The organism is Mesorhizobium sp. M1088 (assembly GCF_040318575.1).
In the GTDB taxonomy this organism is placed as follows: Bacteria; Pseudomonadota; Alphaproteobacteria; order Rhizobiales; family Rhizobiaceae; genus Mesorhizobium.
Genome location: NZ_JAMYMO010000016.1, coordinates 89,140 through 96,283, shown reverse-complemented (window position 1 = coordinate 96,283; position 7,144 = coordinate 89,140). Strand labels below are relative to the sequence as shown.

General features: G+C 60.3%; 6 protein-coding genes. 4 read left to right on the top strand and 2 right to left on the bottom strand.

Annotation, left to right across the window (positions count from 1 at the left end; translation table 11 throughout):
- From NKH49_RS19675 to NKH49_RS19660, 4 genes are all read left to right on the top strand, one after another.
- On the top strand, positions 1-936 hold a 936-nt coding region (locus tag NKH49_RS19675; protein ID WP_352927405.1), incomplete at its 5' end, for an IS110 family RNA-guided transposase.
- 543 nt (positions 937-1,479) lie between these two features.
- Positions 1,480-3,219: an adenylate/guanylate cyclase domain-containing protein gene (locus NKH49_RS19670; RefSeq protein ID WP_352766593.1), complete on the top strand. Its 1,740-nt coding sequence runs from the start codon at positions 1,480-1,482 to the stop codon at positions 3,217-3,219.
- A 167-nt stretch (positions 3,220-3,386) separates the two neighbouring features.
- A complete protein-coding gene (locus NKH49_RS19665; protein WP_023675031.1) occupies positions 3,387-3,638 on the top strand; it encodes a PepSY domain-containing protein in 252 nt (83 codons plus the stop codon).
- A 126-nt stretch (positions 3,639-3,764) separates the two neighbouring features.
- Positions 3,765-4,241, top strand: coding sequence for a hypothetical protein (locus NKH49_RS19660; protein WP_352448896.1), 477 nt, complete (start codon positions 3,765-3,767; stop codon positions 4,239-4,241).
- Positions 4,242-4,252: 11 nt separating this feature from the next.
- Here NKH49_RS19660 and NKH49_RS19655 read toward each other — a convergent pair whose 3' ends face one another.
- Both NKH49_RS19655 and NKH49_RS19650 read right to left on the bottom strand, forming a co-directional pair.
- The gene (locus NKH49_RS19655; RefSeq protein ID WP_352816394.1) at positions 4,253-6,145 is read right to left on the bottom strand and encodes a L,D-transpeptidase family protein; all 1,893 of its coding nucleotides are present in this window, start codon (positions 6,143-6,145) and stop codon (positions 4,253-4,255) included.
- A gap of 219 nt (positions 6,146-6,364) precedes the next feature.
- Positions 6,365-7,111, bottom strand: coding sequence for a 3-oxoacyl-ACP reductase family protein (locus NKH49_RS19650; RefSeq protein ID WP_352816396.1), 747 nt, complete (start codon positions 7,109-7,111; stop codon positions 6,365-6,367).
- Positions 7,112-7,144: the final 33 nt, after the last annotated feature.

Below are 7,144 nucleotides of genomic sequence, written 5' to 3'. Positions count from 1 at the left end.
CCCGACGACCTCACCGCGGTTCTGAAAGGTCCCGCCTTGCGCATCGAGCGGATCGGGCTCGAGGCCGGACCGTTGTCGCAATGGCTGTTCGAAGGCCTGGCCAAGGCCGGTTTGCCGGCAATCTGCATCGAGACCCGACACACCAAGGCATTCCTCAAGGCGCGGCCGAACAAGACGGATCGCAATGATGCGCGCGGCATCGCACAGATGATGCGCGTCAACCTGTTCCGCCCGGTGCATGTCAAGACGCTGACGAGCCAGAAGCGCCGCGCGCTGCTGACGGCGCGCAAGCTGCTGCAGGAAAAGGCCCTCGCCATCGAGAACGACCTGCGCGGCCTGTTGCGCAATTTTGGGCTCAAGGTTGGCGTCGTCGGGACCGTCAAGTTTGAGGATCGGATTCGCGAGCTCGTCGAAGGACGCTGTGAACTGGCCGAAATTCTCACGCCGCTGCTGGAGGCGCGCTGCAAGCTGCGAGAACAGTTTACAGTTCTACATCGCAGACTTCTGAGAATCGTGCGGGACGATGAGGTCTGTCGGCGCTTGATGACGATCTCCGGCGTTGGTCCTGTGGTGGCGCTGGCTTATACCGCGACGATCGACATTCCACAGCGATTCAGAAACTCCAAAACGGTGGGGTTCATCCTGGGACTGACGCCGGTGCTCAACCAATCAGGTGAAAGTCACCGCGTCGGTCGCGTCTCGCTGTGCGGCGACGGGATGATGCGCACCTTGCTCTACGAAGCCGCCCAAGTGATGCTAACGCGCGTCAAGAAGTGGTCATGGCTGAAGGCGTGGGCGATGAATGTCGCCAAGCGGTGCGGTCTGCGAAAAGCGATCGTGGCACTCGCCCGCCGGCTGGCGGTCATCATGCACCGCATGTGGGTGGACGGCACCGAATTCCGCTGGACGCGGGAGGCCTCGCCAGCCGCTATCTGACCGGGAAGGCCGTAAGGAGAGAGACAAGTTCCGCCACCGGCGGAAGCACGTCCTTCGCGGGACGATGGATGAGGCGAGTTCGTTGAAGCACTCGGACCGGTCGCTCACTGCAGCCGATCAGGCCGCGAATCAGATTGTGCCGCTTCATTCTCCTGATCCCATGCTGGGAGGGCTAAAGCCGATCCCGTAGAGAAGCGAGGCCCCGCGAAAGACGTCAAACGCCGGAGAAGCCGCAAGCTCGAAAGCGCTTGACCTCAACATGCCGAATAGAGAAGTGCTTCAGGACTGCTGCAACCCGGACTTTTTCAACACTATCGACCCTGTGCTGCCCTTAGATGCTTCTGCTGGAAGGTCGTGATCGAGCCCGAAGCCGACAATCAGAAGCGGAATTGCCTTTCAATAAGTTGTCCATGCCGGCAGCCGAAATTTCCGCAGCCATCAGGAACCTATCGTGTAATCATCTTCCCATTTCCGTCCGCGCAAGTTCGATGCTTCGGCGGTGCGGATGTGTTATCTAGTTGCTTGTAGGAGTGGGGAGCGCCGATGGAACAGAAACTCTCCGTCATCATGGCCACTGACGTAGTCGGCTACAGCCGGCTGATGGAAATTGACGAGAAAGGTACTTTGTCGGCCCTGAAGAAGCATCGTCAGGAACTATTGGACGTCAAGGTCGCATTGCGTCATGGCCGCATCATCAAGCTCATGGGCGATGGCATGTTGGTGGAGTTCCGCGCCGTCGAGGAAGCGGTTCTCTGCGCGGTCGAAATCCAACGGGAGATGCGGACGAGGAACACGAACGTCCATCGCGATCGGCAAATAGAATTTCGCATCGGCATTAATATCGGCGACATCCTGTTCGAAGACGAAGACGTCTATGGTGACGGCGTAAACGTGGCGGCGCGCATCGAGAGCATCGCCAGGCCTGGGGGCGTCGCGGTCTCGGCATCGGTGCGCGATACTGTGGGCAACCGCCTGTATATCAGCTTCGAAGATGCGGGCGAGCAGGCGTTGAAGAACATTGAACGTCCGCTCCGGATTTTCAATGTCATCATAGATGATGACACGCCATCCAAGCACACGCCCACCGCCCTCATGGCACCGCCGTCGCTCAACGTTCAGGATAATCCTGCTATCGCGTCGAACAGAACGCTTCTCTATGTCTCGAGGTTTGTGAATTTGAGCGGCGATCCCGACCATGAGTATTTCGCCGCCGGCATAACCGAGGATATCGCTGCCGCATTGTCGCGCTTCTCCGGGTTAAACGTGATCGTTCGCTTGCCTCGTTCAGAGCCGCAACAGAATGCTCCGGCCACGCATTACACTCTTGAGGGGAGCGTGAGGCGGCTCGGCAATCGCGTCCGGGTCAATGCCAATCTGACCAATGCGTTACACGAACACATCTGGGCGGAGAAATACGATTTCGACCTTGTCGATATGTTCTACATCCAAGACGAGCTGTCCCAATCCATTCCGGCCGCCCTTAACATCAAGATCGAGGAGGCCGAGCGCCACCGTGTTCTCGGCAAACCGCTAACCGCACTGAGGGCATATGACTTTTACCTGCGCGGCAGGCATCTTGAGATGAGCTTGAATCCGGATGACGTCAGACTTGCCAGAGAGATGTTCGTCGCCGCGATCAACGACGATCCGGGCTACGCGCGCGGATACCTGGGACTCGCCTGGCTCGAGATACACAGGCTGAAATGGAATGAGCGCGTCGATCTGGAAACCACGCTGGCAAGTGCATTCGCTTCGGCGAGCAAAGCCCTTGAACTCAGTCCCTACGACGCCAACGTCCACTGGGCGCTGGGCGTCGTTTACCTCTGGCGGGGGGAAGCTGAAAGAGCAATAGGCTGTTACGAACGTGGCCGCGAGCTTGCGCCCAACAATTGCGATCTCCTCGCCGAATATTGCGATGCCTTGGGCTATCTCGGGCGTCTCGAGGACGCGACCAGAATCGGAGAACTGGCTTTACGGCTCAATCCCAGCCGACCCGACTGGTACCTTTGGAACATTGCGGCCAGCAAATACCTTTCCGGAAACTACCTCGAAGCCCTGTCCCTTTTGGAAAAGATGGCAGACATTGGTTCCGCCTACCGCTTGCTGGCGGCAACATATGCCCAACTTGGTCGCTTGGAGGACGCCCGTCGCGCCGCTAGCGAACTTCTCAAGCTCAATCCGGAATTCTCGATCGAGCGATACAGCTCCCGCGCGCCATATCGGGATAAGGCTCTCCTTGCCCGATACATCGAAGGGTTGCGGCTCGCTGGCCTCCCGGAATGAAACGCTGGGCATTCGTAGGTAAATCACCGATTTTAAGCAGTCGTCTTGTTCTTTCGGCGGCCATAAATCAGGCATGGCCGGCGCCTCCTTGTAGCGCAACGCCCGGCGCTCCGGGAACAAACCTGCATGGAAACGAGTTTCTGCTCATCGAGATGTGAGGGAAAGCCATGTCCAGACTTGTTTTGGCGGCCGCCGTGCTGCTTGTCGGCGGATCGGCCTTTGCCGCGGACGAAAATCCGGTGCCGCCGCAGAATGCCAAGAAGCTGTCGGAAATCATCGCCAAGGTCGAGCAGCGCGACGACTTCCGCTACATCAAGGAAATCGATTGGGACAGCGATGGCTACACCGTCATTTATTACACGAGCGACAAGGCCAAAGTTGAAATCACCTATGATCCGGTGACAGCCGCGCCGAAATGAAGCTGGCCGCCAACGGTCCAGATTCTAATAATGGCGCGCCTCGAAGGCCTCCGGCCTTCGGCAGACGCTTGCGTAGATATGACTTTGATGGCTGACTGGGTGCTATCATTGCGCGCGGGGGTGGGCATGGCGACGGTAAAGCACGTATTGAAACGCTTTCTGATGATGCTCGCGGGTTATTTCATAGCGGTACTGGTTGGGCTGATCGCGGTGGCGGCGATCTATGGCGGGCTGAGTTCGCTGCCAAATGCGCCGAATTATTTCGACGTCATGGGTGTCACCCCCGTTGCGGTGCTTCTGTTGCCGCCGCTCGGTATGTTCATCTATTTTCTGACGATCGTGCTGACCGGCCTGCAGACGCTGATCTTCGCACTGATTGCCGAGTTTTTCTCGCTGCGCAGTTTTTGGCTACACATGGTCTTCGGCGCGGCGGCCGCGGTTGGCGGCTTCGCCTTGATCTGGCCCAGTGTACCGGATGACACGAACCCGGAGCGCTGGGCCGATATCGGCATCATTGCCGCCGCAGGCGTTGTCGCGGGCCTGGTCTATTGGCTCATCGCCGGACGCGATGCCGGTTTCCGGCGTCCACTGTTTCAGCGCTAGAACCGCATTCGTCAGCTTGCCGGCGAACGCACCGCTTCCGTGCTGTCGAGCGCCTGCTGCAGCCTTGTATCGCGGCCGTAGACGTCGTTGAAGTATTCGACCTTGCCGGACAGGTCCGGCCATGCGGTGAAATAGGCGACATAGACCGGGATCTTGCGTGTCACGTCCTCGGTCGAATGTCCGTGTTTCAGTTTGTCCTCGATGTAGTCGACCGAGGTGCCGAGCACGGCAGCGGCCATGCCGCGCGGATCCTGCAAGCGAACGCAGCCATGGCTGAGCGCACGCATGTCGCGCTGGAAAAACGACTTCTGCGGCGTATCGTGCATGTAGATTGCATGCTTGTTGGGGAACAGTATCTTCAGCTCGCCCAGCGCATTGGCCTCGCTCGGCAGCTGGCGCACGCCGTAGGGTATCTTTGCGCCGTAGGCGCCCCAATTGACCGAGGACGAGGGAATGCGCTTGCCGCGGGCATTGACCACCTCGTAGCCGGCGCGGTCGAGATAGCCAGGATCCCGGCGCAGCCGCGGCAGCATCTCGTTGACCAGGATCGACTGCGGCACGCCCCAATAGGGATGGAAGTCGACCTGCTCTATCTGGTCATAGAAGAAAGCAGTCTGGTTGGTGGGCCTGCCAACCACGGCGCGGGTCTTCAGCTTCTCCTCGCCATCATCGATATAGCTCGCGGTGAAAGCCGGCTGGTTGATGAAGACGCGCGGGCTGCCAAGGTCGGAAGGCAACCAGCGCAACTCTTCGAGCGCAACCCGAACCTTCTGAACTTTGTCGGCCTTGGATGTTCCGGCCAACGATGCAACGGTACGCGGGCCGATGACGCCGTCGCCTTTCATGCCGGCCCGTTTCTGCACCGCCTGGATCACCGGCACCAGCTCCGGATCGTAGACCTCGCTGGTAGCGAGCCTCGCCAGGACCTCGCCATAGGCGCCGCCCATCTCGTCATCGAGATTGCGCGCGATCTTTGTCAAAAGCTTCGGCAGCTCGGGGCTGGTCTGCCCCGGCTTCAACAGCAGATCGGGATCGATGGTGATTTCGTCTTCGGCGCTGGCCTGGAGCGCTTCCAGTTCGACGCGCAGCGCCTGATACTCGGAATTCTGTGGATGCCGTGACTCGAGATAAGTGCGCACTTGCTGGGTATGGGCCAGCGTCTTCAGCACCCCTTCCATGTCGAGCGGCTTCGGCGGAAAATCGTAGTAGCCGGTCATGCGGTTGGGATCGACGCGGCCGCTTTGTGCGTCACGGGCGTAGCGCAGGACACGCGCCGACAGCGCCATCTCGAAGCGGACCAGCTCTTTCAGGCGCTCATCGACATTGCCCGCCGATGTGCCTGCTGCCGGAACTTCAACGGTGTAGTCGGCGGGCGTCAGGCCGTAGCTCGCGGCCTCGCCCAGCACCCGCACGGCATCCTGGGCACGGCTGCTGGGACTGGTTCCCGTCACCCAGATGAAATCCGGATTGGCCGAGTAATAGGCGATCAGCGCCTTGGCGACGTCCTTCTCGGCGTAGAGGTCATAGCCGTCGAGGCCGGCAATGGCTTCGCGGAATGCAGCCCCGGTGGCCGCCGGCTCGAAAGCAGCGTCCTGAGGCGTTGCTGGTTCAGGCGCTGCCGACAGTGCCGAAAAATCGACGCGCACCAGCGGATCGCTCTTGTAGGTATAATAGGACGGGCCGCTGATTTGCGCACCACCACCGGAAGCGGCCGGCGCCTTGGGCTTCGGCTTGTATTTTGACGGTGGCGGCGGAAAGTCACTTTTCGGCGGTGCGTGTTTGACGCCGCCGCCGAAAAGCATGTCGAAGAACCCTTGCGCTTCAGCCTTCGGCGCCCCGAAGGCCAGCATTGCCGCGGCCACCGCAAACGGCAGCACGGTTGCTTTGTTTCCAAGGACTTTCATGGATCACCCGCTCCGGTTGAACCGGATCCCGTTCCGCACCGCTTTCACGGTCTCGCCCACCGCATGGCGGATGTAAGGCGTGACTACACTGATTCATACTGATTTCGTTAAGCTTTCATAAATTTCGGAACGTCTGTTGCAGAAGGGTTTCACAAGATCGTGACGGGTCGAGTCAATCCGTCATCGCCCCCGTTAATGATAGCGCCCGTGAGCCAAGCCTCAAGCGTTGGCGCCGCCGTCGATGGTCAATGCAGCGCCTGTCACGAAGCGCCCTTCGGGGCCGGCAAGCCAGGCGACCATGCCGGCGATCTCGTCGGCCGTGCCGAAGCGAGGCATCGCCATCTTCTGACGCTGATGCTCGGCGTGCGGGCCGGCTGCCGGATTCATGTCGGTATCGGTCGACCCCGGATGGACGACATTGGCGGTGATGCCGCGCGGACCGAGATCGCGTGCAAAGGCCTTGGTCAGGCCAACCAAGGCAGCCTTGCTGGCCGAGTAGGCGCTCAGGCCGGCGTCCGTGGCACGCTCGGCCAGATTGCTGCCGATCGAGATGATCCGGCCACCCTCGCCCATATGCGCTGCTGCCGCCTTGGCGGCGACGAACGGGGCTCTGAGGTTGACCTCCATCGTCTCGTCGAAATCGGCAAGCGACAGGGCATCGATCGGCGCAGCGCGCCAGATGCCGGCGCTGTTGACCAGGATGTCGAGCCGTCCGAAGGCTGTTGCTGCCTCATCGACTGCCGCCTCGATCGCCCCAGCATCGCGATTGTCGGCCTCGATGGCAAAGGCCCGGCCGCCGGCCGCCTCGATTTCCCTGACCACCGCACACGCCCCTTCCTCGCCATTCACATAGGTGATCGCCACGCCTGCCCCGTCGGCCGCGAGCCTTCTTGCGATCGCCGCACCAATGCCGCGGCTGCCGCCGGTGACGAGGGCGGCCTTGCCGTTCAAGTTTCTGGATGACATCTGCTTCTCCATTTTGTAGTGATTGATACATAA

Excerpts from the sequence above, each read along its gene's own strand:
- NKH49_RS19670 (WP_352766593.1), top strand. The coding sequence starts at position 1,480 with ATGGAACAGAAACTCTCCGTCATCATGGCCACTGACGTAGTCGGCTAC.
- NKH49_RS19665 (WP_023675031.1), top strand. The coding sequence starts at position 3,387 with ATGTCCAGACTTGTTTTGGCGGCCGCCGTGCTGCTTGTCGGCGGATCG.
- NKH49_RS19660 (WP_352448896.1), top strand. The coding sequence starts at position 3,765 with ATGGCGACGGTAAAGCACGTATTGAAACGCTTTCTGATGATGCTCGCG.
- NKH49_RS19655 (WP_352816394.1), bottom strand. The coding sequence starts at position 6,145 with ATGAAAGTCCTTGGAAACAAAGCAACCGTGCTGCCGTTTGCGGTGGCC.
- NKH49_RS19650 (WP_352816396.1), bottom strand. The coding sequence starts at position 7,111 with ATGTCATCCAGAAACTTGAACGGCAAGGCCGCCCTCGTCACCGGCGGC.